The sequence below is a fragment of the Streptomyces sp. OR43 genome (assembly GCF_008042275.1).
GTDB lineage: Bacteria > Actinomycetota > Actinomycetes > Streptomycetales > Streptomycetaceae > Streptomyces.
Window position 1 is genome coordinate 1,287,144 of sequence record NZ_RDBK01000043.1, and the last position, 26,236, is coordinate 1,313,379.

Below are 26,236 nucleotides of genomic sequence, written 5' to 3' on the forward strand. Positions count from 1 at the left end.
GTCCCGGCTGGAGGGCGGCCGGCGCCGCGCCAACCTGGAACTGCTCCTCCCGCTGGCCCGCGCCTACGGAGTGCCGCTGGACGACCTCGTGGGCGCGCCGCCCACCGGCGACCCCCGGGCCCCCCGGGCCGTCCGGGTCGCTCCGGTCGCTCCGGTGGTATCGGTCGTTCGCGTCACCCCGGCCGTTCCGGTCGCTCCGGTCCTCGTCCATGGTCGGCATCATGCCGATACGGCAAGTTCTCGTGCAATTCCGGCCGGTGCCCGGGCAGTCTCGTCCCACCACGTCCGATGAGAAGCACCGTCCATCGGGAAGCACCATCCATGGCTGCGGGCCGCTTCCGGGAAGTGCACGACAGCTCCCGTGAGGCGACCGCCGCAGCTTGCCCAGGTCGTCGACCACGTCCTGCTGATCCGCCGGACGGCCACCGGCCGAGCGGCACGACCCGCCTCCCCCGGCTCAACCGTTCTCACAGAAGGGCACTCCCATGAGCTCCACCCGCCGCCGCGACCTGCCGCCGCCGAGCACCGGAACCTCCGAGAAGGACGTACTGCTCGGCTCACTCGACTACCTGCGCGGCTGCATGGCGGCCAAGGTCGAGGGCGTACCGGAGCCGCAGGTCCGTACGCCCGGTGTCCCGTCGGGCACCAACCTGCTGGGCCTGGTCAACCACCTCGCGCACGTGGAACGTTCCCTGTTCCTCGGCGAGCAGGTCACCGACTGGCAGGCCACCTTCGCCGCGGCTCCCGGCGACACGGTCGACGACGTCCTGACCGCCTACCGCGAGGCAGCCGCCCGGGCGAACACGGTCGTCCGCGCCGCCTCCGACCTGACCGCCGCCGTCGCCCGTCCGGCGTCCCGGCCGAAAGGGCCGTCCCTGCGGTGGGCGCTCACGCACATGATCGAGGAAACGGGACGTCATGCCGGCCACGCCGACATCCTGCGCGAACTCCTCGACGGAACCACCGGCCGCTGAACCGTGCGCGCCGCGCGGCTACAGACAGGACACCGGCCCCCGGGGACGAATCCCCGGGGGCCGGTGTCCTGTACTGCTGTGCGGGAGCTACCGATCCGTCAGGATCAGAAGTCCATGTCACCGCCCGGCATGCCGCCCGGAGCGCCGCCGGCAGCGGCCTTCTCCGGCTTGTCGGCGATGACGGCCTCGGTGGTGAGGAAGAGCGCGGCGATGGACGCGGCGTTCTGCAGGGCGGAGCGCGTGACCTTCGCCGGGTCGAGAATGCCCTCGGCGATCATGTCGACGTACTCGCCGGTCGCGGCGTTGAGGCCGTGACCGATCGGCAGGTTGCGCACCTTCTCGACGACGACGCCACCCTCGAGACCACCGTTGACGGCGATCTGCTTGAGCGGAGCCTCCAGCGCCAGCTTGACGGCGTTGGCGCCGGTCGCCTCGTCACCCGAGAGCTCGAGCTTCTCGAAGACGGCCGAGGCCTGGAGCAGAGCCACGCCACCACCGGCGACGATGCCCTCCTCGACGGCGGCCTTGGCGTTGCGCACCGCGTCCTCGATGCGGTGCTTGCGCTCCTTGAGCTCGACCTCGGTCGCGGCACCGGCCTTGATGACGGCCACGCCGCCGGCCAGCTTCGCGAGGCGCTCCTGGAGCTTCTCGCGGTCGTAGTCCGAGTCGGAGTTCTCGATCTCGGCACGGATCTGGTTGACGCGGCCCTGAACCTGGTCGCTGTCACCGGCGCCGTCGACGATCGTCGTCTCGTCCTTGGTGATGACGACCTTGCGGGCGCGGCCGAGCAGGTCGAGACCGGCGTTCTCCAGCTTGAGGCCGACCTCCTCGGAGATGACGGTGCCACCGGTGAGGATGGCGATGTCGCCGAGCATGGCCTTGCGGCGGTCACCGAAGCCCGGGGCCTTGACGGCGACGGACTTGAAGGTGCCACGGATCTTGTTGACGACCAGGGTCGACAGGGCCTCGCCCTCGACGTCCTCGGCGATGATCAGCAGCGGCTTGCCGGACTGCATGACCTTCTCGAGCAGCGGAAGGAGGTCCTTCACGTTGCTGATCTTCGAGTTCACGATCAGGATGTACGGGTCGTCCAGGGACGACTCCATGCGCTCCATGTCCGTGGCGAAGTACGCCGAGATGTAGCCCTTGTCGAAGCGCATGCCCTCCGTGAGCTCGAGCTCCAGACCGAAGGTCTGGGACTCCTCGACGGTGATGACGCCTTCCTTGCCGACCTTGTCCATGGCCTCGGCGATGAGCTCGCCGATCTGGGTGTCGGCGGCGGAGATGGAGGCCGTCGAAGCGATCTGCTCCTTGGTCTCCACGTCCTTGGCCTGCTCCAGGAGGGCGGCGGAGACGGCCTCGACGGCCTTCTCGATGCCCCGCTTGAGAGCCATCGGGTTCGCACCCGCGGCCACGTTGCGAAGGCCCTCGCGGACGAGTGCCTGAGCGAGAACGGTGGCGGTGGTCGTACCGTCGCCGGCGACGTCGTCCGTCTTCTTGGCGACCTCCTTGACCAGCTCCGCACCGATCTTCTCGTACGGGTCCTCCAGCTCGATCTCCTTGGCGATGGACACACCATCGTTGGTGATCGTGGGGGCGCCCCACTTCTTCTCAAGGACGACGTTGCGGCCCTTGGGGCCGAGGGTGACCTTGACGGCGTCGGCGAGCTGGTTCATGCCGCGCTCAAGACCGCGCCGGGCCTCCTCGTCGAAGGCGATGATCTTGGCCATATGAAGTGGTCCTCCCGGACAGGGGTGGATTTCTCCGGACCGAGTGGCGCCCGCGACGGACGGCCTGCGTGCCTGCCGGTTCCTTGCCCCGGAGGCCTGCGGGCCTCACCGGCCCGGTCCAAGTTTCTGTCACTCTCACCCAGAGAGTGCTAAGCCAATAATTAGCACTCGACCCCCGAGAGTGCAAGCTTCCCCCTCGGGATGTGGACAGCGGCGAGGGACGCGGCGCGAGCGGCCCGGGACGCGCGGAGGGCCGTACCTGTGGGTAAGCGCGGCCCCGGACGCGGAGGCCCGCGCCTGTGGGTGCGAGCGGCCCCGGACGCGCGGAGGGCCCGTACCTGTGGGTACGGGCCCTCCGTGCGTGAGTAGTGTCGTCGACCGACTGCGTCGAACCCGGCCGGGCTCAGCCGACGGCGAGCTTGACCATGTCCGCCTGCGGCCCCTTCTGGCCCTGCGAGATCTCGAATTCAACTCGCTGACCCTCTTCGAGGGTGCGGTACCCGTCCATCTGGATCGCGCTGTAGTGGACGAAAACATCCGCACCACCGTCGACCGCGATGAAGCCGTACCCCTTCTCCGCGTTGAACCACTTGACGGTGCCCTGAGCCATGCCTAACTCCCCTATTACTGGCCCTTGCACAGGACCGCACTTCGCGGGCCCGGGTCAGAACTCACCCTCCGACAGGAGAGGGTGGGTGCGCCGGAACGCGTCGACCGCGGCCGAATGTATCTGCCCAACTGCCCTCTGCAACAGGTCAATCGGACGAGAATTCTGAGCAGAACCGATCGCCCGAATATGAGGAATTCATGAGATTCCAGGGCAAGTCGGGCCAGGCAAAGGCGACTTATGGCGCAAGGAGCTCGAACACTTTGGCTGCTTCTTGTCGTGGCCGGGCGCATTCTCATATGCGGGGGGCACGGGCAGCGGAGGGGACTTCCCTCACTGTACCCCGCTCAACCATGCAGAATTGCCCCCTCCGCTTCTCTTGCGGAGGGGGCAATCATGGTCACGCTGTGAAGTCGGCCGGGCGGCCGTGAAAGGCCCGAGGGCCGTGGCTCAGCAGCCGCCGGCGACGGCCGGGATGATGGAGATGCCGGCGCCGTCCGGGGTGACCGCGTCCAGGCCGCCCTCGAAGCGCACGTCGTCGTCGTTGACGTACACGTTCACGAAGCGACGCAGCTTGCCCTGGTCGTCCAGGACGCGGGCGGCGATGCCCGGGTGGTCCTTCTCCAGGGACTCGATGACCTGGGAGAGGGTCGCGCCCTCGGCCGGGACCTCGGCCTGGCCGCCCGTGTAGGTGCGGAGGATGGTGGGGATACGGACCTTGACGCTCATGGTGGGTGCCCTTCCTGAAGTCTCGGGTGGTCAGCTGGTGGCGAGGCCGGCGGCGCGGAAGGCGTCCAGGCTCGGGCGGATCGTGGCGCTCGCCTGCGAGGTGGCGGCGACGGCGTCCAGCGTCTTGAGGCCGTCACCGGTGTTCAGGACGACGGTGGTGAGCGCCGGGTCCAGCAGACCGGCGTCGATCAGCTTCTTCGTCACGCCGACCGTCACGCCGCCGGCCGTCTCGGCGAAGATGCCCTCGGTGCGGGCCAGCAGCTTGATCGCGTCGACGACCTGCTCGTCGTTGACGTCCTCGACGGCGCCGCCGGTGCGGCGTGCGATGTCCAGGACGTACGGGCCGTCGGCCGGGTTGCCGATGGCGAGGGACTTGGCGATCGTGTTCGGCTTCTGCGGCCGTACGACGTCGTGACCGGCCTTGAAGGCGGCGGAGACCGGGGAGCAGCCCTCGGCCTGGGCGCCGAAGATCTTGTACGGCTTGTCCTCGACCAGGCCGAGCTTGATCAGCTCCTGGAGACCCTTGTCGATCTTCGTGAGCTGCGAGCCGGACGCGATCGGGATGACGATCTGGTCGGGCAGCCGCCAGCCGAGCTGCTCGCAGATCTCGTACGCGAGGGTCTTGGACCCTTCGCCGTAGTACGGGCGCAGGTTGACGTTGACGAAGCCCCAGCCCTCGCCGAGCGGGTCGCCGATGAGCTCGGAGCAGAAGCGGTTGACGTCGTCGTAGTTGCCCTCGATGCCGACCAGCTCACCGCCGTACACCGCGGCCATGACGACCTTGCCCTGCTCCAGGTCGTGCGGGATGAACACGCACGAGCGCAGACCGGCCCGGGCGGCGGCGGCGCCCACGGCGCCGGCGAGGTTGCCGGTGGAGGAGCAGGACAGGGTGGTGAACCCGAAGGCGCGGGCGGCCTCGACGGCGATCGCGACGACGCGGTCCTTGAAGGAGTGCGTCGGGTTGCCGGAGTCGTCCTTGACGTACAGACCGCCGGTGACGCCCAGCTCACGGGCGAGGTTGTCGGCCTTGACCAGCTTGGTGAAGCCGGGGTTGATGTTGGGCTTGTCCGCGACATCGGAGGGGACCGGCAGCAGCGGCGCGTAGCGCCAGATGTTGTTGGGTCCGGCCTCGATGCGCTTCTTCAGCTCGTCCGGGGAGCCGCTCGGCAGGTCGTACGCCACTTCGAGCGGCCCGAAACAGGACGCGCAGGCGAAAATGGGGCCGAGTGCGAATCGCTCTCCGCATTCGCGGCAGGAAAGCGCCGCGGCGGGACCGAGGTCCACGGAAGTCTCAGTGGGTGCTGCAACAGTCTCGATAGCCATGATGGCGAGGCCCTTTCTCCTCATCTTCCTCGCGACGCATTTCGTCACGAGACGGAATTGGCACCTTCCCCACCTGACCTCGCGGTCGGCGGGAGGGTTGCCGGGACTTCAACGGGCCGTTCCCTCAGTCCCTCTGGATGAGCGCTGTGGCACTGGACCATGGATCCAGGCGTTTATCGGCGGACGGACCCCGGCATGCGACGGCCATCTGCGTTGTTCAAGACTGTAACCGAAGCACCGGACTGTTGAGATAGTCGTCCGTACCGCGAGATGGATCACATACAGGGAGTATCGACCGTGCTGGAAGAGGTCGAACGCTGGCTGACCAGGCGTTCCTGGTCAGCCGCCGACCGTCCGCTGGACCGTCTGCTCGACGCCAGGAACGACGCGCACGGCCGCCCCACCGTGAGCGTGGTGCTGCCCGCGCTCAACGAGGCGGAGACGGTCGGGGACATCGTCACGACGATCCGGCGCGAGCTCATGGAGAAGGTCCGGCTGGTCGACGAGCTCGTGGTGATCGACTCCGGTTCGACGGACGCCACCACCGAGGTCGCCCGCCGGGCCGGCGCCCGCGTCGTCCACCGCGACGCGATCCTGCCCCGCGTTCCGGCCGTCCCCGGCAAGGGTGAGGTCCTGTGGCGGTCACTGCTGGTGACCGGCGGCGACATCGTCTGCTTCATCGACGCGGACCTGAAGGACTTCTCGGCGGACTTCGTCTCCGGCATCGTCGGCCCGCTACTGACCGATCCCTCGGTGCAGTTCGTCAAGGCCATGTACGACCGCCCGTTCGGCGACACCACCGGTCAGGGCGGCCGGGTCACCGAAATGGTGGCACGCCCGCTGCTCAATCTGCACTGGCCCCAGCTGGCCGGGTTCGTCCAGCCACTGGGCGGCGAGTACGCCGTGCGCCGCTCACTCCTGGAGCGGCTGCCGTTCCCGGTCGGTTACGGAGTGGAGCTGGGCCTGCTCGTCGACGCCCTGCACACGGTCGGCCTGGACGCGCTCGCCCAGGTCGACGTCGGCGTCAGGAAGCACCGCCACCAGGACGGCCAGGCGCTCGGCCGGATGGCGGCCGCCATCTACCGGACCGCTCAACTCCGCCTCTCCCGGGGACATCTGGTCCGCCCTTCGCTGACCCAGTTCGAGCGCGGCGAGCACGGCTTCGTCCCGCGCACCTACCCGGTGGACACCGAGGAGCGGCCGCCCATGCGCGAGATCGAGGAGTACGTCTCACGCCGTGCGGCGTGAGAGGGGGGCGGTACGTTCACTCCGCACGGCGTGAGGTGACCGGGGCGGCATGTTCACGCCGCACGGCGTGAGGTGACGGGGGTACGTTTCACGCCGCGCGGCGTGACGTGGCCTGCTTTCGCACGTTTGGGCGGTTCATGATCGGGCTAGATTTCGCCCATGGTCTCCGAGCACGCCCCTCAGCCCGCTGCCCAGGTACTCGTCGCGTCCAACCGCGGCCCGGTCTCGTACGCGCTGCGCGAGGACGGCACCCTCGACGCCAAGCGCGGCGGAGGCGGGCTCGTCTCCGGCCTGAGCGCCGTCGACGACAAGATGTGGGTCTGCGCCGCCCTCGGGGACGGTGACCGGGAGGCGGTGCGGCGCGGGGTCGGCGAACCGGGCGTCCGCATGCTCGACATCGACGCGGACGTGCACGCCGACGCGTACAACGGCATCGCCAACTCGGTGCTCTGGTTCGTCCACCACCTGCTCTACCAGACCCCCGTCGAGCCGGTCTTCGACGCGGAGTTCCGCCGGCAGTGGGCGTCGTTCGAGACGTACAACCGGGCCTTCGCCGAGGCGCTCGCCGAGGAGGCGGGCGAGGGCGCCGCGGTCCTCGTGCAGGACTACCACCTGGCGCTGGTGCCCGGCATGCTCCGCGAGCTCCGGCCCGACCTGCGGATCGGTCACTTCTCGCACACCCCGTGGGCGCCCGTCGACTACTTCCGCCTGCTGCCCGACGACATCGCCGAGCAGCTGCTGCGCGGCATCCTCGGCGCCGACCGGGCCGCCTTCCTGACCCGCCGCTGGGCCGACGCGTTCATCGGCTGCTGCACGGAGATCCTCGGCGGCACCGGGCACACCCGGGTCGGGGTGCACGGACTGGGCGCCGACGCGGACTTCCTGCGCCGCCGCGCCCATGAGGCGGATGTGGACGAGCGGATGGCGGCGCTGCGGGAGCAGGTGGGCCCGGGGCGGAAGACGATCGTGCGGGTGGACCGCACGGAACTGTCCAAGAACATCGTCCGAGGGATGCTCGCCTACCGCGCCCTGCTCGACGAGCGGCCCGAGTGGCGCGGGCGCGTCGTCCACATCGCCTTCGCCTACCCCTCCCGGCAGGACCTGGCGGTCTACCGGGAGTACACGGCCGAGGTGCAGCGCGTCGCCGAGTCCGTCAACGAGGCGTACGGGACGGCGGACTGGACCCCGGTCGTCCTCCACGTCAAGGACGACTTCGCCCGCTCGCTGGCGGCGTACCGGCTGGCGGACGTCGCACTCGTCAATCCGATCCGGGACGGGATGAACCTGGTCGCCAAGGAGGTCCCTGTCGTCTCCGACCACGGCTGCGCGCTGGTGCTGTCGCGGGAGGCGGGGGCGTACGAGGAGCTGGGCGCCGACGCGCTCACGGTGAACCCGTACGACGTGTCCGCCACCGCCGCGGCCCTCCACGAGGCGCTGACGATGGCGGACGACGAGCGGACGGCCCGCACGGAGCGACTGGCCGCGGCGGCCACCGCGCTGCCGCCGCAGCAGTGGTTCCTGGACCAGCTGGAGGCCCTCGGCCAGAGCTGACGACCGGCTGGACGAACGGATGGAGGCCCGTGGCCGGGGCCGACGGCCGGCTGGACCACCGGCTGGAAGGTCCTCCGCCAGAGCCGACGACCGGCTGGACGACCGGCTGGAGGCCCTCGGCCAGGGCCGACGCCGGCCGGACGGCCGGCTAGAGGCGCTCGGCCAGGGCCGACAGGAACGCGACTACGGCTCCGGGCCCCGGCAGCGACAGGTCCGCGCGTTCGGCCAGTTCGGGCACTTCCGCGCTGCCGCTGCAGATCAGCAGGCCGGGCGTGCCTTCGGGGCCCTCGGTGCGGAGCTTGTCGACGGCGGCGTACGCGGCGAGGTCGCCCAGGTCGTCACCGGCGTAGAGAACGGAACCCGCGCCCGTCTCGTGCACGTACTGCGTGAGGGCCACGCCCTTGTCCATGCCCGAGGGCCGCAACTCCAGGACCAGACGCCCCGGTTCGACGATCAGGCCGTGGCGGGCGGCGAGCTCGCCCAGGGGGCCGCGCAGGGCCTCGAAGGCGGCCTGCGGGTCGGCGGCGCGGCGGGTGTGGACGGCGAGCGCCTGGCCCTTCTCCTCTATCCAGGTGCCGTGCCAGGAGTCGAACCGGTCGAGTACGCCGGGGAGTTCGGCGCGGACCGCGGCGACGCCGGGGTGCGGGGCGGGGGCGTGGACGGTGCCGGAGACGGCGTCCCAGCGTTCGGCGCCGTAGTGGCCGAGGACGACGAGCCGGTCCAGTCCCGCGACCCCGGCGAAGCCTCCGTAGCGGACCGCGACGCCGGCCGGGCGGCCGGTGATCACGGCGATCGACGCGACCTTGGGGGCCAGCGCGGCCAGTGCCTCGACGGCACCGGGGTGGGCGCGGGCCTGTTCGGGATCCGGGACGATGTCGGCGAGCGTGCCGTCGAAATCGAGTGCGATGACGGCGCGGTCCGGCCGGGCGAGGAGCGCGGCGAGGCCCTCCTGTCCGGCGGGGGTGACCGGSGCCGGCAGGGGCGGGGTGTGCGGAGTGCTGCCCATACGCCGAGCCTATAGGCGGTGGCCCGTCCGCGGGGGCCTGCGACCGGCCTGCCGGCGCCGGTGGCCTGGGCGCTGACTCACATTCTGCTCCTCGACCCGCCGGAGGGGCTTAAAGTGTCCGCCTCCGAGGAAGGAACCGCTCCGTGCCCGATACACCGATACATCGGCTGCTGTTACGGCGACAGACCTGGATGTACATGCTGTACAGCCTCCTCCTGCCGCTCGCACTCAGTCTGATCATGGTTCTGCGGTATGTCCTGATGGCCGCCCAGGACCACGGCCACGAGGAACTCGCGCCCCTCGTCCTGCTGGCCATGCTCACGGTGGTCGCCGTGGCCGGCCCCGGCTTCGAGCGGATCCGTGCCCGGTTCTGGCTGGGCGAGGAGATCGGCCGCCGCAGCGGGGACCGGCGCTTCGTCCGCCATGCCGCTTTCTTCTTCCTCAACATGCTCGTGGGCGCGCTGGGATTCCTCGCGGTGGCCGGCTGGCTGATCGTCTGCGCGCGCAACCTCACGTACCCGGTCTGGGGCTGGCGTTCCTACCCGGACCCGGCGTGGGGCGGTCCGCATCCTCTCGGTGTGGTCGCGCTGCACTTCTCGGGCGGTGTGGTGGCCCTCTTCGCCGGTCCGTGGGTCATCGTGCGGCTGGCGCGCCTGCAGGTCCGCGTGGTGCGCGGGTTCATCGGTTCGGGTCAGGACGGCTGACCGGCCGCGCCGGTGTGGCGTACCACCGCCGCGGCGTAGCCGTGCGGAACGGCCACCATGTCCACGCTCCGGTCCGCGATGATCCCCGGCCCCGTGCACCCGCCGCGCATCACCGCGCGGTCTCCGGCCGTCAGGCGGGCCGTTCGTCGCGCGGCCGCCGCCGCGTCCGGATCACCGCGCCCGGCGAGCGGGGAGACGCCTGCTCCCACCGTCGTCGCGGACAGCGCGTAGACGACGAGGTCGCCACACCGGTCCCAGGAGAAGTGCACCGGCGCCGCTCCCGACGCAGCGGCCACGCTGTCGTGCGGCCGTGCGCACAGCGGACAGGCCCCGTCCAGGACGGCGATCCGGTCCGGCGGGCACCCCAGGCGGGCGGAGACGAGCAGGCGCAGTCCGCCGCGGACCACGGCGAACCGGCGGCGTATCGGACCCGGTTCGAGTCCGGCGTAGACCCCGCGTTCCGCCGCCGCGAGCGCGGCGGCACCGGCGGCCTCGGCGGCCGGGCCCTGTTCCGTCAGCAGCAGGGTCCACAGGCCGGCCCGCTCGGCTCCCTCGGCGGGAAGGCCGGGCCGCTCGGCCGGTGCGGTGAGGTCGAGCGCGGAGGCGGGGACCCGCCGGTCGGGCGAGGGCCCGAGCCGCATCGGGAGAGGCAGCGGCCGGGCCTCCCGCATCCGTTCGGGCGTCCAGTGGTGCGGAGCATCTCCGGCCGGCCCGGGCCCGGAGGTCACCGCCGGCCCCGCCGCGCCTCCCGGACCCGGCGCAGGCGGTTCACCGTCACCGGGTCCTCCTCCAGCGCGCGCCGGTCGTCCAGCAGGGCGTTCAGGAGCTGGTAGTAGCGGGTCGGGGAGATGCCGAGCTGTTCCCTGATCGCGCGCTCCTTCGCACCCGGCCCCGCCCACGACTGACGCTCGACCGCGAGGACCGCGCGGTCGCGGTCGGAGAGTGCGGCGGCAGGGGCGGGCTCGTCGGGGCCGTTCGGGGGGAGGGCGGTCATATCAGCCAATATATTGCGCGGGCCGCGGACCGCTACTCCGCGCTCTCGGCCGCCGCGGACTCCTGCGCGATGTGCTGGAGCACGCTCTCCGGGTTGGCTCCCGGCTCGACCGCCTTGCCGATGTTCTCCTTGATCGACTCACTGGCCTGGGCCCAGGACGTCTTGCCGAACGGATAGAACTCCGCCTCGGTCAGCGCGGCCAGGAACTGGTGCAGCGGCTTGTACTTGGCGGTGTCCTCCATCGAAGCCGACGCACTGTCCGTGACCGGCAGCAGGTCGTACTTGTCGGCGAACGCGATCACGTTCTTGTCGTTGAACATGAAGTCGAAGAACTTGCCCATCTCCACGCGATGGCCGTTCTGCTTGAACCCCATGATCCAGTCGGCGACGCCCATCGACGTCTTGGTGGGCCCGTTGGCGCCGGGCAGCTGCACCATGCCGAAGTTCACGCCCTGCTTCTGGGCCTCCTCCATCAGGGTGGGGTGGCCGTTGAGCATGCCGACCTCACCCTTGGTGAACGCCGCGAAGGCCTTCGCCCGGTCGAGCTTGCCGGGGGCGACGGGTCCGACGAGACCCTTGTCGACGAGGTTCGACTTCAGCCAGCCGAAGGTCTGGATGTTCTCCGCCGAGTCGATGTCGTACGAGCCGACGTCGTCGGTGTAGCCACCGCCGCCGCTGAGCAGCCACATCATGGTCTCGGCCTGGGACTCCTCCTGGCCCAGCGGCAGCGCGAACGGGTACGTCACGCCGCGCTGCTTGAGCGCCGCGGCGTCGGAGGCTATGTCGTCCCAGGTCCGCGGGGCCGTGAGGCCCGCCCGGGAGAAGAGGTCCTTGTTGTAGAAGAGCAGCCGGGTGCTGGCCACGAACGGCAGCCCGTACTGGATCCGGCTGACGCGGCCGGCGTCCGCGAGCTTCGGCAGGAAGTTGGCCTGGGTCGGGATGCTGAGCATCTCGTCGGCGGAGTAGAGCTTGCCGGCCTTGGCGTAGTCCGCGTACGCGCCGATCTGCGCGATGTCGGGGGCCTTTCCGTCCTTCACCATCTCGGCGACCTTGCGGTCGACGTCCGTCCACGGATAGACGGTCACGTCCACCTTGATGCCGGGGTGGGACGCCTCGAAGCTCCGGGCGACCCCGTCCCAGTACGTCTGCGACTTGTTGCCCTCGCCGGTGCCGTAGTCGGCCGCGACCAGTTTCAGCGTGACGTCGCCCGAACTCCCGTCGCCTCCGCAGCCCGCCAGCGCGACCGTCATCCCCAGTGCGGCGACAGCCGCCGTCAGTCCCAAGTAACGCCGCTGCACAGCCCAGTCCGTCCTCATTGATTGCCCCACCCGCGGCACCCACGTCGGCATGGGCGCCCTCCGGATGAGCTGCGATTTTGCACCACGCCCGAGAAGGAGGTCTACACCACCGGGGTATCGCTTCCGCAACACAGCAGCATTGCACGGGACGCGGAGCGACTGCTAAGGAGGTCTCGGCCGGGCCCGACCCGGCCACCGCCCCAGCCGCGAGGAGCCGTCGAGTATGTCCCGTACCGCATCAGAAATCGCCACCCAGCCCAGCTGCTGGCGTCGTGCCGCCGAGGCGGGTGCGGCCTTCGACGGGCTGCCGCGTCCGGGCGAGCGGGTCGCCGTGACCGGGTGCGGCACCTCCTGGTTCATGGCCATCGCCTACGCGGCGCTGCGGGAGGCCGCGGGGCAGGGCGAGACGGACGCGTACGCCTCCTCGGAATTCCCCGCCGGGCGGGCGTACGACCGGGTCGTGGCGATCACCCGCTCCGGTACGACGAGCGAGGTACTGGCGCTGCTGGGCGAGCTGCGCGGCACGGTGGCCACCGTCGCGCTGACCGCCGACCCGAAGACGCCCGTCATGGACGCCGCCGACACCGTGGCGGTGCTGGACTGGGCGGACGAGGAGTCGGTCGTCCAGACCCGGTTCGCCACCACGGCGCTGGCGTTCCTGCGGGCCGGCCTGGAGGCGGCGGGCCCGCTGCCGGCCGGGGTGAAGACGGTCGCCGAGGCCGCCGTCGACGCGGAGCTGGCGGTGACCGAGCCGCTGGACGAGGCGGTGGTCGCGGCCGAGCAGTGGACGTTCCTGGGGCGCGGCTGGACCTACGGGCTCGCCCAGGAGGCCGGGCTGAAGATGCGCGAGGCGGCAGGCGCCTGGACCGAGTCGTACCCCGCGATGGAGTACCGGCACGGCCCGATCGCGATCACCGGTCCGAACCGGGTGGCCTGGGTCTTCGGCCCTCTGCCCGAGGGGCTCGCCGGTGAGGTCGCGGCGGTCGGCGGAACGCTCGTCGCGCACCGGTCGGCGGACCCGATGGCCGACCTGATCCGGGCGCAGCGGCTCGCGGTCGTCCTCGCGGAGTCGAAGGGCTACGACCCGGACCACCCGCGCAACCTGTCGCGCAGCGTGATCCTTCCCGGGTAGGCCGGACGGCTTCCTCGACGGTTGCGGCCGGTTGCCGGCGGGTTGCGTCCGGGTTGCGGCCGGTTGCCGACGGGTTGCGGCCCCGATTTTGTATGGATGCGCAACAAACAGCGATAGTGGACTAGACCTTTTGGGGGTCGTCGGGCGAAACTGTTTCCCGTGAAACACGTCATCGCCCTCGATGTGGGCGGCACCGGAATGAAGGCCGCACTGGTCGGGGCCGACGGCACCCTGCTCTACGAGGCACGGCGCGCGACCGGCAGAGAGCGGGGGGCCGACGCCGTCGTGGAGTCGGTCCTCGCCTTCGCGGCGGATCTGCGCGCCTACGGCGAGGAGCACCTCGGCGACAGCGCCCTCGCGGCCGGCGTCGCGGTGCCCGGCATCGTCGACGCCGAGAACGGGGTCGCCGTCTACGCGGCGAACCTCGGCTGGCGCGACGTACCCATGCGCCGGCTGCTCGGCGAACGGCTCGGCGGCGTACCCGTGGCCCTCGGCCACGACGTCAGGACGGGCGGACTCGCCGAGGGCCGGATCGGCGCGGGCAGGGGCGCCGACCGCTTCCTGTTCGTGCCGCTGGGCACCGGGATCGCCGGCGCCATCGGCATCGCCGGCACGATCGAGGCGGGCGCCCACGGCTACGCGGGCGAGATCGGCCACATCGTGATCCGGCCGGACGGCCCGGACTGCCCCTGCGGCCAGCGCGGCTGCCTGGAGACGCTGGCCTCCGCCGGCGCCGTCAGCCGTGCCTGGGCCGCCGCCTCCGGCGACGCGAAGGCCGATGCCGCCGACTGTGCCAAGGCCGTCGCATCGGGCGACCCGAGGGCCGTGGCGGTCTGGACCGACGCCGTCGACGCGCTCGCCGCCGGACTCGTCACCGCGCTCACCCTGCTCGACCCCCGCACGCTCATCATCGGTGGCGGTCTCGCCGAGGCCGGGGAAACCTTGTTCACACCACTCCGTGCGGCCGTCGAGGAACGCGTCACGTTCCAGAAGCTGCCCCACATCGTCCCGGCGGCCCTCGGGGACACCGCCGGATGCCTGGGCGCAGGGCTGCTCGCCTGGGATCTTCTCTCCACGGAGGTATCCGCCTGATGGCCGGACGCGCAGACAGCACCGTTCTCGCAGGTGCCCGGGTGGTGCTCCCCACCGGGACCGTCGAGAACGGCCGGGTGATCGTCGAGGGCACCCGCATCGCCGGCAGTTCGGCACAGGGCGCCCCGGCCGTCGACCTGTCCGGTCACTGGATCGTTCCCGGCTTCGTGGACATGCACAACCACGGAGGCGGCGGCGGCTCCTTCACCTCCGGCACCGTGGACGACGTCCTGACCGGCGTCCGCACCCACCGCGAACACGGCACCACCACCCTGGTGGCCTCCACCGTCACCGGCGAGATGGACTTCCTCGCCGAGCGCGCCGGCATCCTCTCCGAACTGGTCGAGCAGGGCGACCTGGCCGGCATCCACTTCGAGGGCCCGTTCATCTCCCCGTGCCGCAAGGGCGCCCACAGCGAGAGCCTGCTGCGCCACCCGGACCCGGCCGAGGTCCGCAAGCTCATGGACGCGGCGCGCGGCACCGCGAAGATGTTCACCCTCGCCACCGAACTGCCGGGCGGCATCGACTCCGTACGGCTGCTCGCCGAGCACGGCGTCATCGCCGCGATCGGGCACACGGACGCCACGTACGAGCAGACCGTCGAGGCCATCGACGCCGGTGCCACCGTCGCCACGCACCTCTACAACGCGATGCCGGGCCTCGGTCACCGCGCGCCCGGACCCATCGCCGCCCTCCTGGAGGACGAGCGGATCACCGTCGAGCTCATCAACGACGGGACGCATCTGCACCCCGCCGCCCTGGAGCTCGCCTACCACCACGCGGGCGCGCACCGCGTCGCGCTGATCACCGACGCCATGGACGCGGCCGGGTTCGGCGACGGCCAGTACCAGCTCGGCCCGCTCGCCGTCGAGGTCAAGGACGGTGTCGCCCGGCTCGTCGAGGGCGGCTCCATCGCGGGCTCCACCCTCACCCTGGACACCGCCTTCCACCGGGCCGTCACCATCGACCGGATCCCGGTCGGCGACGTGGTGCAGTCCATCTCCGCCAACCCGGCCCGGCTCCTCGGTGTGTACGACCGGGTCGGCTCCCTGGAGCCCGGCAAGGACGCCGACCTCGTCGTCCTGGACGAGGACTTCCGGATCGCGGGCGTCATGCGCCGGGGCGAGTGGATCATTCAGCCGCAGGCCGTCCGATCAGCCTGACCGGGCCGCCTCCGCGTAACGAAGGGACGGCCCGATCCGCCTGACCGGGCCGCCCTCCGCGTAACGAAGAGACGGCGGTTGGTCCCGACGTCTGGGCCGACCGCCGTCTCTTTGGCATGATCGCGAAGGAAACCAGCAGGGAAAGCGCGTTCTGGAAAGAGATCCGCGCTCCACGGATCGAGAGGGGCCGAGGGTGATCCTCACGGTCACGCTGAACACGGCACTCGACCTGACGTACGACGTCCCGGCACTCGTCCCGCACGCCTCCCATCGCGTCACCGCGCTCTCCGAGCGTCCCGGCGGCAAGGGCGTCAACGTCGCCCGGGTCCTCACGGCCCTCGGCCACGACAGCGTCGTCACCGGCTTCGCCGGAGGCGCCACCGGAGCCGTCCTGCGCACCATGCTCGCCGCGCTCCCCACCGGACCCGCGGCCGTCACCGACGCACTCGTGACCGTGGCCGGCGACACCCGCCGCACCCTGGCCGTCGTCGACCGCGCCACCGGGGACACCACCCAGTTCAACGAACCCGGACCGCACGTCACCGCCGACGAGTGGACCGCCTTCCTCGCCTCGTACGGCGAACTGCTCACCGCCGCCGACGCCGTCGCCCTGTGCGGCAGCCTGCCGCCCGGCATCCACGTCGGCGCCTACGCCGAACTCATCCGCCTCGCCCGCACCGCCGGCGTCCCCGTCCTCCTGGACACCAGCGGCGAACCGCTGCGCCGCGGCATCGCCGCCCGCCCCGACCTGATCAAGCCGAACGCCGACGAGCTCGCCCAGCTCACCGGCTCCCGCGACCCCCTGCGCGGCGCCCGGGACGCCCGCCGGCGAGGGGCACACGGGGTGATCGCCTCACTGGGACCCGCCGGCGTGCTCGCGGTCTCCCCCGACGGCACCTGGCAGGCGGCCCCGCCCGCGCCCGTCCGGGGCAACCCGACCGGGGCCGGCGACTCCGCGGTGGCCGGACTCCTGTCCGGACTCGTGGAGGGCCTGGACTGGCCGGACCGGCTGCGACGGGCGGTGGCACTGTCGACGGCGACCGTGCTCTCCCCCACGGCCGGTGAGTTCGACCGTGCGGCGTACGAGGAGCTGCTGCCGCGCGTCGGTATCGAGGAACACGCAGACGCGGCCTGAACGCCGCGCCCCCACCGGACCCGCCCGCCGGGCCCGAGGAAACCACAGAGGTCAGCATGCCGCTCGTCAGCACCGGTGAACTCGTCTCCGCCGCCCAGGCCCGGGGACACGGGATCGCCGCCTTCAACGTCATCACACTGGAGCACGCCGAGGCGATCGCCGCCGGGGCCGAGCGCGCCGGCGCCGCCGCCATCCTCCAGATCTCCGAGAACGCCGTGAAGTTCCACGGCGGCCGGCTCGCCCCCATCGCCGCCGCCGCGGCGGCCGTCGCCCGCACCTCCGGCGCCCCGCTCGCCCTCCACCTCGACCACGTCGAGTCCGTGGAACTGCTGCACCAGGCGCACGGGACGGGCTTCGGCTCGGTGATGTTCGACGCCTCCAAGCTGAGTTACGAGGAGAACGTACGGGCCACCGCCGCAGCGGTCGCCTGGGGCCACGAGCGCGGCATCTGGATCGAGGCGGAACTCGGCAAGGTCGGCGGCAAGGAGGGCGAGGCGCCTCTCGACGCGCACGCCCCCGGCGTCCGCACCGACCCGGACGAGGCCGCCGCGTACGTCGCCGCCACCGGCGTCGACGCCCTGGCCGTCGCCGTCGGCTCCTCGCACGCCATGACCGAGCGCACCGCCGCCCTGGACCACGAGCTGATCGGCCGGCTGCGCGACGCCGTCCCCGTCCCGCTGGTCCTGCACGGCTCCAGCGGCGTCCCGGACGAGGAGATCCGCCGGGCCGTCACGGCCTCCGGCATGGTCAAGATCAACGTGGGTACGGCGCTGAACACCGCCTTCACCGGAGCCGTGCGCGCCCATCTGGCCGAGCACACCACGGGCGTGGACCCGCGCAAGTACATCGCCCCGGGCCGCGAGGCGATGACCGACGTGATCAGCCACTTCCTGGGACTCGTGTCCGCCGCCGCACACTGATCCGCAACGGGCCCCGCCCCACGCACTCGGCGTGGGGCGGGGCCCGTGTCGCTTTCCCGCCGGTCCTCACGCGCCCCGCCGAGGGCGGGCCCCGGACGTCGGGAGGCGTCAGCTCTTCGCGGGGGTGACCTCGACCCAGTCCAGGATCACGTCGCACTGGTTTCCGTCCTGGCACGAGATGCTGATCTCGTTCTCACCCTTGACCAGGTCGACGGGTGCCCAGGTGGTCTGCCAGTTCTTCTCCCAGTTCGGGTCCGAGGACTGGATGAAGTCCTTCAGCCCGATCGGCTGCGAGTTCGGCTTCCCGTTGACCGTCAGCGTCGCGTTGGCGTCCTTGTCCGGGATCGCGTAGCGCACCGTCAGACGATACGAACCGGCCTGCTCCATGGCGGCCCGCCAGGTCACCGACGATCCGACGGCGTTGAAACCGGAGACGTAGGAGCCGTCGGGACCCTCGGCCCCCTTGACGGTCTTGTCCACGGCCGCGGTACCGCCGAGCTTCAGCGACGCCGCGTCCTGCTTCGGCAGCTCTACGGGGGCCTCGGCGCTCTTGGACTGCTCCGGCGTCGGGGACTGCTCGACCTCACCGGCCGGACCCGAGGAGGAGGTGGCCTCGTCCTTCTTGCCGCCCTTGTCGTCGTCGTCCGTCATCAGCGCGACACCGATGCCGATGAGCACGACCGCGACCACCGCGAGCGCCCCGATCAGCAGGCCCTTGTTGTTCGGACCGCTGCGGCCGGGGCCGCCGGCACTGCCGCGGCCACCCTGGTGCGGCACCTGCGCGGTGGTTCCGCCGGGGTACGTCTCCGGAGCCGCGTACTGCGCGGCCGGCTGGCCGTACTGGCCGTTCGGCTGGCCGTAGGGCGCCTGGGGCTGCCCGTACGCCTGCTGCGGGGGCACCTGCCCGTACTGGCGCTCACCGACGGTCCGCACCTGGTTGTACGAGGTCCGGGGCACGCCCGGCTGCGCGGCGGGACCCGGGTAGCCGTAGCCGCCCTGTCCCGGCGGCTGCGCGCCGGCCGCCTGTCCGTCCTCGTAGAGGTAGCCGAACGGATCGTCGTCCTCGGGTGTGCTCGCGCCGTTGTTCCCGGCCATCCCTGGGTCACTCCTCACCATGTCGCCAGCCGTCGCCGAATCTCGCCAGCCGTCGCCGACCGGCCGAGCCTACCCCGAACGGACCACACCAAGAATTGCCGGAGGCGGGGACGCGCAGAGCTCCGGACCCCGCGGACAACCCCCCGGCAAACGTCAGCCGGCCCTGCGGTGAACCTTGGAACGGGACCGCTTCTCGATGTACATCCGCTGGTCGGCGGAGCGCAGCACCTCTTCCGCGGTCATGCCGCAGGCGGCCCAGCCGATGCCGAAGCTCGCCCCGACCCGCACCGCCCGGCCGTCGACCCGAATGGGCGGAATGATGGCGTTACGCAGGCGTACGGCCAGGTCCGCGGCGTCCGCGGACCCCAGCCCGTCCGCGAGAACGACGAATTCGTCACCCCCGAGCCGGGCGACGGTGTCCCCGTCGCGGACACACGTGGTCAGCCGCCGGGCGACCTCGATGAGAACCGCGTCACCCGTGTGATGCCCGAAGCGGTCGTTGATCGACTTGAAGCCGTCCAGGTCGCAGAAGAGGACCGCGAGACCCTTCGACCCGTCGTCGTTCCCCGTGTCCGGTGCGACGGAATGCACATGGTGGTCGTACGGGCCGACGCCCCGGCCGGCGTCGAACCCGTCGGCGGGGAACCCGTGCGCCCGCGCCTCGTCGACATCGCCGTACGCCGCGTCCAGCGCCTCCACGTCCGTGGACACCACGGAGTGCGGGCGCTCGCACAGCCGGGCGCTGAGCCGGGCCCGCAGCTCCGCGCTGTTGGGCAGCCCGGTCAGGGCGTCGTGCGAGGCGCGGTGCGCGAGGTTCAGCTCGTGGCGCTTGCGCTCCTCTATGTCCTCCACATGGGTGAGGAGGAAGCGCGGCCCGTCCGCGGTGTCCGCGACGACGGAGTTGCGCAGCGAGACCCACAGATAGGTGCCGTCCCTGCGGCCCAGCCGCAGCTCGGCACGGCCGCCCTCGGCGGAGGTGCGCAGCAGCGTACCGATGTCCTCGGGGTGGACCAGATCGGCGAAGGAGTAGCGGCGCAGCACCGAGGCGGGACGGCCCAGGAGCCGGCACAGGGCGTCGTTGGTGCGCAGCAGCCTGCCGTGCTGGTCGCCGCCCATCTCCGCGATGGCCATGCCGCTGGGGGCGTACTCGAAGGCCTGGCGGAAGGATTCCTCGCTGGCCCGCAGCGCCTGCTGTTCACGCTCCAGGCGGACCAGGGCGCGCTGCATGTTTGCCCGGAGCCGGGCGTTGCTGATCGCAATGGCCGACTGGGACGCGTACATCTGGAGCGCCTCGCGGCCCCAGGCGCCGGGCCGGCGGCCGTTGCGCGGGCGGTCGACGGATATGACGCCGAGGAGGTCGCTGCCGCCGCCCGAGGCGTACATCGGGGCGTAGAGCCGGTCCTGCGGGTGCCACTCGTCCTCGAAGCGGGGCTCGGGGCCCTCGGTGTGCCACTGCGGGACGTCGTCGTCGAGGAGGACCCAGCCGTCGGTGTGGGGTATGAAGCGGAGCTCGTCCCATATCTCGCCCATGGCCAGCCGGCGCTCCCAGGAGGTACGGGAGCCGACGCGGCCGGTGATCAGGGCCTCGGCGGCGCTGTTGCCGGCGAAGGCGGCGACGACGAGATCACCGTCGGGACGGACGAGGTTGACGCAGGCCAGCTCGTAGCCGAGACCGGCGACGATTCCGTCGGCGACGGTCTGCAGTGTGTCGGCCAGGCTCCGCGCCGTGTTGAGATCGGCCACGGCCTGGTGCAGCTGCCGCATCGTCGCAAGACGGACGTACGGCTCCGACTCGGCCTCCATTGCTCGCACTCCCCGAGACCTCGACAGCACTCCAGATTTCATATCGACGTACCTGACGTACTTACTGCAGTGTCACGGCCACTGAATCACAGTGAGCTGTGCACCCGGTACACAGGGTCAACAAATATTGCGCTCTGTGACTCAAGTCACAACAGATGGTGAAGGGTCGTGTGCGTCACGCGTCAGCGGTCCGTCCTTTTCTTGAACGCAAAACGCAAATCCCTGTCACCGCGGGCCCGGAACGGCCCGGGTCCCAGCCCGGAACGGCCGGGTCCTAGGACCTGGCTGGTCCCCTGGCCCGATGCGGGGGCCCACCGTACGCGGCTAGCGTTCCCGGTGTGTTGCAGACGAAGCCCCCCGCCCCGCGTACCGAAGCCGTCCCCCATGCTGAGGGGGTGAGCAACGACGAGTTCCGCGGCGCCCTCGCCCGGCTGGCAGCCGGAGTGGTGCTGATCACCGCACAGGAGCCACCCCTCGACGAGCACGGCCGCGGCGAGGACGTGGGCATGACGGCGACCGCCTTCATGTCGGTGTCGCTCGATCCGCCGCTGGTCATGGTGAGCCTGCGCAACGACTCCCGGATGGACGACCTGCTGGCGGAGCAGCCGCTGTGGGCCGTCTCCGTACTGGCGGAGAGCCAGCGGCACATCGCGGGACGGTTCGCCATGAAGGGCCGGATCAGCGACCGGCTGCTGTTCGAGGACATCCCCTATGTACGGGGTGACGTCACCGGCGCCCCGCTGGTCGGGGGCGCGCTCGCGACGCTGGAGTGCCGCACCGAGCAGCGGATCACCGCGGGTGACCACACGCTGGCGATCGGCCGGGTGCTGGGCGCGCAGCTGCCGAGCGGGGACGGCGGCCCGCTGACGTACTTCCGCGGGCGCTACCGGCAGCTGGGCTGACCGGCGGGCGCCACCCGCGGCCGGACTGAGGCGCTACGGAAGACCGGCGCTACCAGTCGCGGCCGGAGCGGCCCCGCTTGGTGTCGCCGCGCTGCTTCTTCTCGCGCAGCCGGCGTTCGTTGATCCCGCGCGGGATCTTCCGCTTGACGCGCGGCTTGGGAGGCGGCGCCGTGGCCTCGGCCAGCAGGGCCGTGAGCCGCACGAGGGCCGTCTCCCGGTTGCGCCACTGCGAGCGGTGCTCCGAGGAGCGGACCGATACGACGCCGTTGACCAGCCGGCTCGCCAGCCGTTCCAGCGCGCGTTCCTTCCACACCTCGGGCAGCGACTCGGTCGCCGCGAGGTCGAAGCGCAGCTCCACCTGGGAGTCGCTGGTGTTGACGTGCTGCCCGCCGGGCCCGGAGGACCGCGAGAAACGCCACATGAGCTCGGCCTCCGGCAGGGAGACCGCACCGCGGATGAAATAGGGCCCGGACATGACACCCATGTTCCCCGCCCCACGCATGGTTCGTCACCTTCTTTTGCCGCCGGCCTCCGGCCGCACTTCCGCCGTCCGCCCGCAGCCCGTCATCAGTTCGGTAAAGAAAGTAAAGGCGGAAGGAACCTCCCGGTGCCCTGCCTGCGTTAGGAACTGTGACGGTAGCTTCGTGATGGCACGAAGCCCGCAGACGACAGATGAAAGGGACTTCCCATGGCAGTAAGCCTGTCCAAGGGCGGCAACGTCTCCCTCACCAAGGAGGCCCCCGGCCTCACCGCCGTCACGGTCGGCCTCGGCTGGGACGTCCGTACCACCACCGGCACCGACTTCGACCTCGACGCTTCCGCGATCGCGGTCAACACCGCGGGGAAGGTCTTCTCCGACGGCCACTTCGTCTTCTTCAACAACAAGGCGACGCCGGACCAGACCATCGTGCACACCGGTGACAACGTCACAGGTGAGGGCGAGGGCGACGACGAGCAGATCAACGTCAACCTGGCGGGCCTGCCGGCCGACATCGACAAGATCGTCTTCCCGGTTTCGATCTACGACGCCGAGACCCGCAGCCAGAACTTCGGCCAGGTGCGCAACGCCTACATCCGCATCCTCAACCAGGCCGGCGGCGCCGAGATCGCCCGCTACGACCTGAGCGAGGACGCCGCCACCGAGACCGCCATGGTCTTCGGCGAGCTGTACCGCAACGGTGCCGAGTGGAAGTTCCGTGCCGTGGGCCAGGGCTACGCCTCGGGCCTGCGCGGCATCGCGCAGGACTTCGGCGTCAACCTCTGACGCTCAGCACGACCGCTTCACGGGAGCCCCCGGCCGAACGTCCTGCGGCCGGGGGCTCCCGCGTGCCCGCATACCACTGAGCGCGGCCAACGGGGCGCGCGACACGCGGTGTTGTCCCATCGATGGGAGTCCGCCGGATAGCGGACACAGACGCATTCCAGTCGGACAAGAAACGGTCAAAGAATTGTGAGGTAATTGTTGGTACACCGTCAAAGGTGGTCATTCGGTGGCACGCTCCCTGCTCGTAACCCCCCACGGAACGAGCAACGGAGAACGCATGACCCCCCACATGAACACCCGTCGCGCCGCAGCCCTGGCCGCCGTGGCCGCGATGGTCGTCGTCGGAGTGCAGACCGGTGCGGCGAACGCCACCCCGGGCGCCTCCGACGGCGGTTCCTCCGCCTCCCCCCGCACCGCGTCCCCCGCCTTCAACAGCGCCTCCGCACGTACGAGCGCCATCAAGTCGGCCCAGACCGAGGCCTCTTCGGCCGCTGCCTCCCTCGGGCTCGGCGCCCAGGAGAAACTGATCGTCCGTGACGTGATCAAGGACGCCAACGGCACCGTCCACACCCGCTACGAGCGCACCTACGCCGGGCTGCCCGTCCTCGGCGGCGACCTCGTCACCCACACCGCGAGCAGCGGCAAGCTCAAGGGCGTCACCAAGGCGACGAAGGCCCGGATATCCGTGCCGTCCACGACGGCGAAGATCAAGACGGCGGCAAGCGCCCGCAAGGTGATCTGGGCGCGCGGCTCCACGCCCGTCCTCGCCTTCGAGACCGTGAAGACCGGCGTGCAGAAGGACGGCACCCCGAGCCGGCTGCACATCATCACGGACGCCGTCACCGGCAAGAAGCTGCACAGCTACGAGGCCATCGAGACGGCCGGCGTCGGCAACAGCCAGTACAGCGGCAAGGTCGACCTCTCCACCACCGCCTCCGGCTCCGGCTTCGAACTGACCGACGGCGACCGCGGCGGCCACAAGACGTACGACCTGAACCAGGGCGAGAGCGGCACCGGCGACCTCGTCACCGACGACGACGACACCTGGGGCGACGGCACCGGCGACGACCGCCAGACCGCGGCGGTCGACGCCCACTACGGCGCCGCGAAGACCTGGGACTTCTACAAGTCGGCCCTCGGCCGCGACGGCATCGCCGGTGACGGCAAGGCCGCCTACTCCCGGGTCCACTACGGCGACGCGTACGTCAACGCGTTCTGGGACGACAGCTGCTTCTGCATGACCTACGGCGACGGCGCCGACAACAAGAGCGCCCTCACCGGCCTCGACGTCGCCGGCCACGAGATGAGCCACGGCCTGACCGCCGCCACCGCCAACCTCGACTACGCCGGGGAGTCCGGCGGTCTCAACGAGGCGACCAGCGACATCTTCGGCACCTCCGTGGAGTTCTTCGCCGACAACGCCACCGACGTCGGCGACTACCTCATCGGCGAGAAGATCGACATCAACGGCGACGGCACCCCGCTGCGTTACATGGACGAGCCCAGCAAGGACGGCGGCTCGGCCGACTACTGGGACAGCGGCGTCGGCGACCAGGACGTGCACTACTCGTCCGGCGTCGCCAACCACTTCTTCTACCTGCTGGCCGAGGGCAGCGGCGCGAAGACGATCAACGGCGTCGACTACGACTCCCCGACCTCCGACGGCTCCACCGTCACCGGCATCGGCCGGGACAAGGCCGTCCAGATCTGGTACAAGGCCCTTTCCGAGTACATGACCTCCACCACCGACTACGCGGCCGCCCGCGTCGCCACCGAGAAGGCGGCGACCGACCTGTACGGGGCGGACAGCGCCGAGCTCGCCTCGGTCAGCGCCGCCTGGACCGGCGTCAACGTGAAGTAGCGCTCGCCGCGTCGCTCCAGGGAGCGAGGGATCCAGGGAGCCGGTCAGCCGTCCGCGGCGGGCCGGCTCCTGCGTTTCCGCTCCCGCGCTCCGGCTCGTGCGTTTCCGAGAGCCCGTCAGCTGTCCGCCGCGGGCCGGCTCCTGCGATTCCGCTCCTGCGCTCCGGCTCGTGCGTTTCCGAGAGCCCGTCAGCTGTCCGCGGCGGGCCGGCTCCTGCCGTACAGCCAGTCCTCCCACAGCTGCGACAGGTCCTCGCCCGTCTCCTCCTCCACATACGCGGTGAAGTCCGCCGTCGAGGCGTTGCCGTGCCGGTGCGCCTTCGTCCAGCCGGCGAGCAGCGCGAAGAACTCCTCGTCGTCGTCGACCGCCTCGCGGATCTTGTGGATCACCATGGCTCCGCGCCCGTACACCGGCTGCTCCGAGATGTCCGCGGCGCTCGGCGGATCGGCGGGCGGGAAGGCCCAGTTGTCCTCGTCCTCGTACGCCTCGTCGAACGACTGCTGAGCCGGGACGTCCTCCTTCTCCTCCGCCCAGAGCCACTCCGCGTACGTCGCCAGGCCCTCGTTGAGCCACATGTCGCGCCAGGTCGCGGGCGTCACCGAGTCGCCGAACCACTGGTGCGCCATCTCGTGGACGAGCAGATCGATGCTGGGCGGGCCGGGGAAGAACGGCCGGTTCTGTGTCTCCAGCGCGTAGCCGGAGTCCCCCTTGCGGTCCACGATCGCGCCCGTCGCGGAGAACGGGTACGGACCGAAGTGCCCGGCCTCCCACGCCACCACCTCGGGGACCCGGGCCAGCGTTCCCGCGCTCGCCTTCGCCGACTCCGGGTCCACGGCGGTGAAGACCGTGATGCCGCCCGCCATCGTCGATGTCTTCGTCGTGAAGCGGCCGACGGCCAGGGTCGCCAGGTAGCTCGCCATCGGTTCGGCGGTGTGCCAGCGGTAGGTCGTGCGGTCGCCCTCCCTCGTCGGCGGACCGGCCGGCACCCCGTTGGAGACCGCCGTCAGTCCCTTGGGGACGGTGACGGTCAGGTCGTACGCGGCCTTGTCGCTCGGGTGGTGGTTGCCGGGGAACCAGGCCATCGAGCCCGTCGGCTCCCCGAGGGCGAGCGCGCCGTCGTCGGTCGGCAGCCAGCCCTCCTCGGAGTCGTCCGCATCGGTGATCGTGCGCGGGGAGCCGGAGTAGCGGACGACGGTACGGAACGTCTCGCCCCGCCGGAGCCGGTCCTCGACCTTCGCGTCGGTGCGCAGCGTCAGCTCGTTGCCCGCCCGGTTGACTGCGGCCGGACGTCCTTCCACGGTCGCCGAGTCCACGGTCAGACCGGCGAGGTCGAGGTTGAACGAGCTCAGGTCCTGCGTCGCCCGCGCGGTGATCACGGCGGTCCCGCGCAGCGTCTGCTCGTCCGGGTCGACGTCGAGCGTGAGGTCGTAGTGCGTGACGTCGTAACCGCCGTTGCCGAGCTTCGGGAAGTACGGGTCGCGCAGGCCGGAGGCGCCGGGCTTGCCCTCGACCCCGCCGCTGCCGGCGGTGCAGGCGGGGGCGAGGACGGCGAGGGCGAGGAGCAGAGCGGCGGAGCCGGCTGCCCTGCGGGGTGTGCGCGCCGTATCGCGTGCCGTATCGCGTGCCGGAGGTCGGTGATCCACGCCGGTGATCCTATGTGCGGAATGTCGGAGTCCGCGGAGGCCGGGGCAGAGCCGGTACCCGC

Annotated in this window: 24 protein-coding genes, 1 pseudogene and 1 riboswitch; of the genes and pseudogenes, 13 read left to right on the forward strand and 12 right to left on the reverse strand. The window is 71.1% G+C overall.

The features are described 5' to 3' along the window. Positions 1 to 118, forward strand: a pseudogene (locus EAO72_RS43275) (helix-turn-helix domain-containing protein); the annotation flags it as partial. A 367-nt stretch (positions 119 to 485) separates the two neighbouring features. Beyond that, positions 486 to 974 (forward strand): DinB family protein, encoded by a 489-nt coding sequence (locus tag EAO72_RS24230; RefSeq protein WP_148019363.1) that lies wholly within the window; start codon positions 486 to 488, stop codon positions 972 to 974. A 104-nt stretch (positions 975 to 1,078) separates the two neighbouring features. Here the strand turns inward: EAO72_RS24230 and groL are convergent, their stop codons facing one another. From groL to thrC, 4 genes are all read right to left on the reverse strand, one after another. Beyond that, complete coding sequence (gene groL / locus EAO72_RS24235; protein WP_123524516.1) at positions 1,079 to 2,704, reverse strand: chaperonin GroEL; 1,626 nt, start codon at positions 2,702 to 2,704, stop codon at positions 1,079 to 1,081. Positions 2,705 to 3,107: 403 nt separating this feature from the next. After that, complete coding sequence (locus EAO72_RS24240) at positions 3,108 to 3,314, reverse strand: cold-shock protein (protein WP_003967346.1); 207 nt, start codon at positions 3,312 to 3,314, stop codon at positions 3,108 to 3,110. 447 nt (positions 3,315 to 3,761) lie between these two features. Continuing rightward, a complete protein-coding gene (locus EAO72_RS24245) occupies positions 3,762 to 4,040 on the reverse strand; it encodes a MoaD/ThiS family protein (protein WP_148019364.1) in 279 nt (92 codons plus the stop codon). 30 nt (positions 4,041 to 4,070) lie between these two features. Then, positions 4,071 to 5,363 carry a threonine synthase gene (gene thrC / locus EAO72_RS24250; RefSeq protein ID WP_148019365.1) on the reverse strand — a complete coding sequence of 431 codons (1,293 nt, stop codon included), beginning with the start codon at positions 5,361 to 5,363 and terminating at the stop codon, positions 4,071 to 4,073. A 17-nt stretch (positions 5,364 to 5,380) separates the two neighbouring features. Then, positions 5,381 to 5,507: riboswitch (SAM riboswitch) on the reverse strand. Positions 5,508 to 5,660: 153 nt separating this feature from the next. On the opposite strand from thrC, the gene EAO72_RS24255 reads away from it, so the two are divergent. Both EAO72_RS24255 and EAO72_RS24260 read left to right on the forward strand, forming a co-directional pair. Beyond that, positions 5,661 to 6,611, forward strand: a complete 951-nt coding sequence (locus EAO72_RS24255; protein ID WP_148019366.1) for a glucosyl-3-phosphoglycerate synthase — start codon at positions 5,661 to 5,663, stop codon at positions 6,609 to 6,611. Positions 6,612 to 6,770: 159 nt separating this feature from the next. After that, positions 6,771 to 8,162 (forward strand): alpha,alpha-trehalose-phosphate synthase (UDP-forming), encoded by a 1,392-nt coding sequence (locus EAO72_RS24260; protein ID WP_148019367.1) that lies wholly within the window; start codon positions 6,771 to 6,773, stop codon positions 8,160 to 8,162. A 148-nt stretch (positions 8,163 to 8,310) separates the two neighbouring features. Here EAO72_RS24260 and otsB read toward each other — a convergent pair whose 3' ends face one another. After that, positions 8,311 to 9,168 (reverse strand): trehalose-phosphatase, encoded by an 858-nt coding sequence (gene otsB / locus EAO72_RS24265; protein WP_148019368.1) that lies wholly within the window; start codon positions 9,166 to 9,168, stop codon positions 8,311 to 8,313. 143 nt (positions 9,169 to 9,311) lie between these two features. On the opposite strand from otsB, the gene EAO72_RS24270 reads away from it, so the two are divergent. Next, positions 9,312 to 9,872 (forward strand): sensor domain-containing protein, encoded by a 561-nt coding sequence (locus EAO72_RS24270; RefSeq protein WP_148019369.1) that lies wholly within the window; start codon positions 9,312 to 9,314, stop codon positions 9,870 to 9,872. Here EAO72_RS24270 and EAO72_RS24275 read toward each other — a convergent pair. The 3 genes from EAO72_RS24275 to EAO72_RS24285 form a co-directional block, all read right to left on the reverse strand. Continuing rightward, the gene (locus EAO72_RS24275; RefSeq protein ID WP_148019370.1) at positions 9,860 to 10,513 is read right to left on the reverse strand and encodes a hypothetical protein; all 654 of its coding nucleotides are present in this window, start codon (positions 10,511 to 10,513) and stop codon (positions 9,860 to 9,862) included. The two genes, EAO72_RS24270 and EAO72_RS24275, sit on opposite strands and share 13 nt — an antisense overlap. A gap of 83 nt (positions 10,514 to 10,596) precedes the next feature. Further along, positions 10,597 to 10,866, reverse strand: a complete 270-nt coding sequence (locus EAO72_RS24280; RefSeq protein WP_148019371.1) for a DUF3263 domain-containing protein — start codon at positions 10,864 to 10,866, stop codon at positions 10,597 to 10,599. 32 nt (positions 10,867 to 10,898) lie between these two features. Then, positions 10,899 to 12,164 carry an extracellular solute-binding protein gene (locus EAO72_RS24285; protein WP_459112827.1) on the reverse strand — a complete coding sequence of 422 codons (1,266 nt, stop codon included), beginning with the start codon at positions 12,162 to 12,164 and terminating at the stop codon, positions 10,899 to 10,901. Positions 12,165 to 12,387: 223 nt separating this feature from the next. On the opposite strand from EAO72_RS24285, the gene EAO72_RS24290 reads away from it, so the two are divergent. The 5 genes from EAO72_RS24290 (at position 12,388) to EAO72_RS24310 (ending at position 17,606) form a co-directional block, all read left to right on the forward strand. Next, positions 12,388 to 13,296, forward strand: a complete 909-nt coding sequence (locus EAO72_RS24290) for an SIS domain-containing protein (protein WP_148019372.1) — start codon at positions 12,388 to 12,390, stop codon at positions 13,294 to 13,296. Positions 13,297 to 13,455: 159 nt separating this feature from the next. Then, on the forward strand, positions 13,456 to 14,388 hold the full coding sequence (locus EAO72_RS24295) for an ROK family protein (RefSeq protein ID WP_148019373.1): 933 nt from the start codon (positions 13,456 to 13,458) through the stop codon (positions 14,386 to 14,388). Next, positions 14,388 to 15,551, forward strand: coding sequence for an N-acetylglucosamine-6-phosphate deacetylase (nagA, locus tag EAO72_RS24300; protein WP_148019374.1), 1,164 nt, complete (start codon positions 14,388 to 14,390; stop codon positions 15,549 to 15,551). Before EAO72_RS24295 ends, nagA begins: the two co-directional genes overlap by 1 nt. A gap of 193 nt (positions 15,552 to 15,744) precedes the next feature. Further along, complete coding sequence (locus tag EAO72_RS24305) at positions 15,745 to 16,686, forward strand: 1-phosphofructokinase family hexose kinase (protein WP_148019375.1); 942 nt, start codon at positions 15,745 to 15,747, stop codon at positions 16,684 to 16,686. A gap of 56 nt (positions 16,687 to 16,742) precedes the next feature. Beyond that, positions 16,743 to 17,606 carry a class II fructose-bisphosphate aldolase gene (locus EAO72_RS24310; protein WP_148019376.1) on the forward strand — a complete coding sequence of 288 codons (864 nt, stop codon included), beginning with the start codon at positions 16,743 to 16,745 and terminating at the stop codon, positions 17,604 to 17,606. A gap of 108 nt (positions 17,607 to 17,714) precedes the next feature. Here EAO72_RS24310 and EAO72_RS24315 read toward each other — a convergent pair whose 3' ends face one another. Both EAO72_RS24315 and cdgB read right to left on the reverse strand, forming a co-directional pair. Next, positions 17,715 to 18,701 (reverse strand): CBM35 domain-containing protein, encoded by a 987-nt coding sequence (locus tag EAO72_RS24315; RefSeq protein WP_148019377.1) that lies wholly within the window; start codon positions 18,699 to 18,701, stop codon positions 17,715 to 17,717. Positions 18,702 to 18,854: 153 nt separating this feature from the next. Further along, a complete protein-coding gene (gene cdgB / locus EAO72_RS24320; protein ID WP_148019378.1) occupies positions 18,855 to 20,504 on the reverse strand; it encodes a diguanylate cyclase CdgB in 1,650 nt (549 codons plus the stop codon). Positions 20,505 to 20,899: 395 nt separating this feature from the next. Here cdgB and EAO72_RS24325 point away from each other — a divergent pair, with 395 nt between their 5' ends. Next, entirely contained in the window at positions 20,900 to 21,406 is a 507-nt protein-coding gene (locus EAO72_RS24325) for a flavin reductase family protein (RefSeq protein ID WP_148019379.1), read from the forward strand. Positions 21,407 to 21,455: 49 nt separating this feature from the next. On the opposite strand, the gene arfB is transcribed toward EAO72_RS24325, so the two are convergent. Next, on the reverse strand, positions 21,456 to 21,881 hold the full coding sequence (gene arfB, locus EAO72_RS24330; RefSeq protein WP_148019380.1) for an alternative ribosome rescue aminoacyl-tRNA hydrolase ArfB: 426 nt from the start codon (positions 21,879 to 21,881) through the stop codon (positions 21,456 to 21,458). Between the two features lie 213 nt (positions 21,882 to 22,094). Between arfB and EAO72_RS24335 the strand changes: the two genes are divergently transcribed. Further along, positions 22,095 to 22,670, forward strand: a complete 576-nt coding sequence (locus EAO72_RS24335; protein WP_148019381.1) for a TerD family protein — start codon at positions 22,095 to 22,097, stop codon at positions 22,668 to 22,670. A 277-nt stretch (positions 22,671 to 22,947) separates the two neighbouring features. Next, the gene (locus tag EAO72_RS24340) at positions 22,948 to 24,531 is read left to right on the forward strand and encodes a M4 family metallopeptidase (RefSeq protein WP_148019382.1); all 1,584 of its coding nucleotides are present in this window, start codon (positions 22,948 to 22,950) and stop codon (positions 24,529 to 24,531) included. A 188-nt stretch (positions 24,532 to 24,719) separates the two neighbouring features. Here EAO72_RS24340 and EAO72_RS24345 read toward each other — a convergent pair whose 3' ends face one another. After that, positions 24,720 to 26,174 (reverse strand): M1 family metallopeptidase, encoded by a 1,455-nt coding sequence (locus EAO72_RS24345; protein WP_148019383.1) that lies wholly within the window; start codon positions 26,172 to 26,174, stop codon positions 24,720 to 24,722. Between the last annotated feature and the right edge of the window lie 62 nt (positions 26,175 to 26,236).

Excerpts from the sequence above, each read along its gene's own strand:
- EAO72_RS24230 (WP_148019363.1), top strand. The coding sequence starts at position 486 with ATGAGCTCCACCCGCCGCCGCGACCTGCCGCCGCCGAGCACCGGAACC.
- groL (WP_123524516.1), bottom strand. The coding sequence starts at position 2,704 with ATGGCCAAGATCATCGCCTTCGACGAGGAGGCCCGGCGCGGTCTTGAG.
- EAO72_RS24240 (WP_003967346.1), bottom strand. The coding sequence starts at position 3,314 with ATGGCTCAGGGCACCGTCAAGTGGTTCAACGCGGAGAAGGGGTACGGC.
- EAO72_RS24245 (WP_148019364.1), bottom strand. The coding sequence starts at position 4,040 with ATGAGCGTCAAGGTCCGTATCCCCACCATCCTCCGCACCTACACGGGC.
- thrC (WP_148019365.1), bottom strand. The coding sequence starts at position 5,363 with ATGGCTATCGAGACTGTTGCAGCACCCACTGAGACTTCCGTGGACCTC.
- EAO72_RS24260 (WP_148019367.1), top strand. The coding sequence starts at position 6,771 with ATGGTCTCCGAGCACGCCCCTCAGCCCGCTGCCCAGGTACTCGTCGCG.
- EAO72_RS24275 (WP_148019370.1), bottom strand. The coding sequence starts at position 10,513 with ATGCGGCTCGGGCCCTCGCCCGACCGGCGGGTCCCCGCCTCCGCGCTC.
- EAO72_RS24280 (WP_148019371.1), bottom strand. The coding sequence starts at position 10,866 with ATGACCGCCCTCCCCCCGAACGGCCCCGACGAGCCCGCCCCTGCCGCC.
- EAO72_RS24290 (WP_148019372.1), top strand. The coding sequence starts at position 12,388 with ATGTCCCGTACCGCATCAGAAATCGCCACCCAGCCCAGCTGCTGGCGT.
- nagA (WP_148019374.1), top strand. The coding sequence starts at position 14,388 with ATGGCCGGACGCGCAGACAGCACCGTTCTCGCAGGTGCCCGGGTGGTG.
- EAO72_RS24310 (WP_148019376.1), top strand. The coding sequence starts at position 16,743 with ATGCCGCTCGTCAGCACCGGTGAACTCGTCTCCGCCGCCCAGGCCCGG.
- EAO72_RS24315 (WP_148019377.1), bottom strand. The coding sequence starts at position 18,701 with ATGGCCGGGAACAACGGCGCGAGCACACCCGAGGACGACGATCCGTTC.
- cdgB (WP_148019378.1), bottom strand. The coding sequence starts at position 20,504 with ATGGAGGCCGAGTCGGAGCCGTACGTCCGTCTTGCGACGATGCGGCAG.
- arfB (WP_148019380.1), bottom strand. The coding sequence starts at position 21,881 with ATGTCCGGGCCCTATTTCATCCGCGGTGCGGTCTCCCTGCCGGAGGCC.
- EAO72_RS24335 (WP_148019381.1), top strand. The coding sequence starts at position 22,095 with ATGGCAGTAAGCCTGTCCAAGGGCGGCAACGTCTCCCTCACCAAGGAG.
- EAO72_RS24340 (WP_148019382.1), top strand. The coding sequence starts at position 22,948 with ATGACCCCCCACATGAACACCCGTCGCGCCGCAGCCCTGGCCGCCGTG.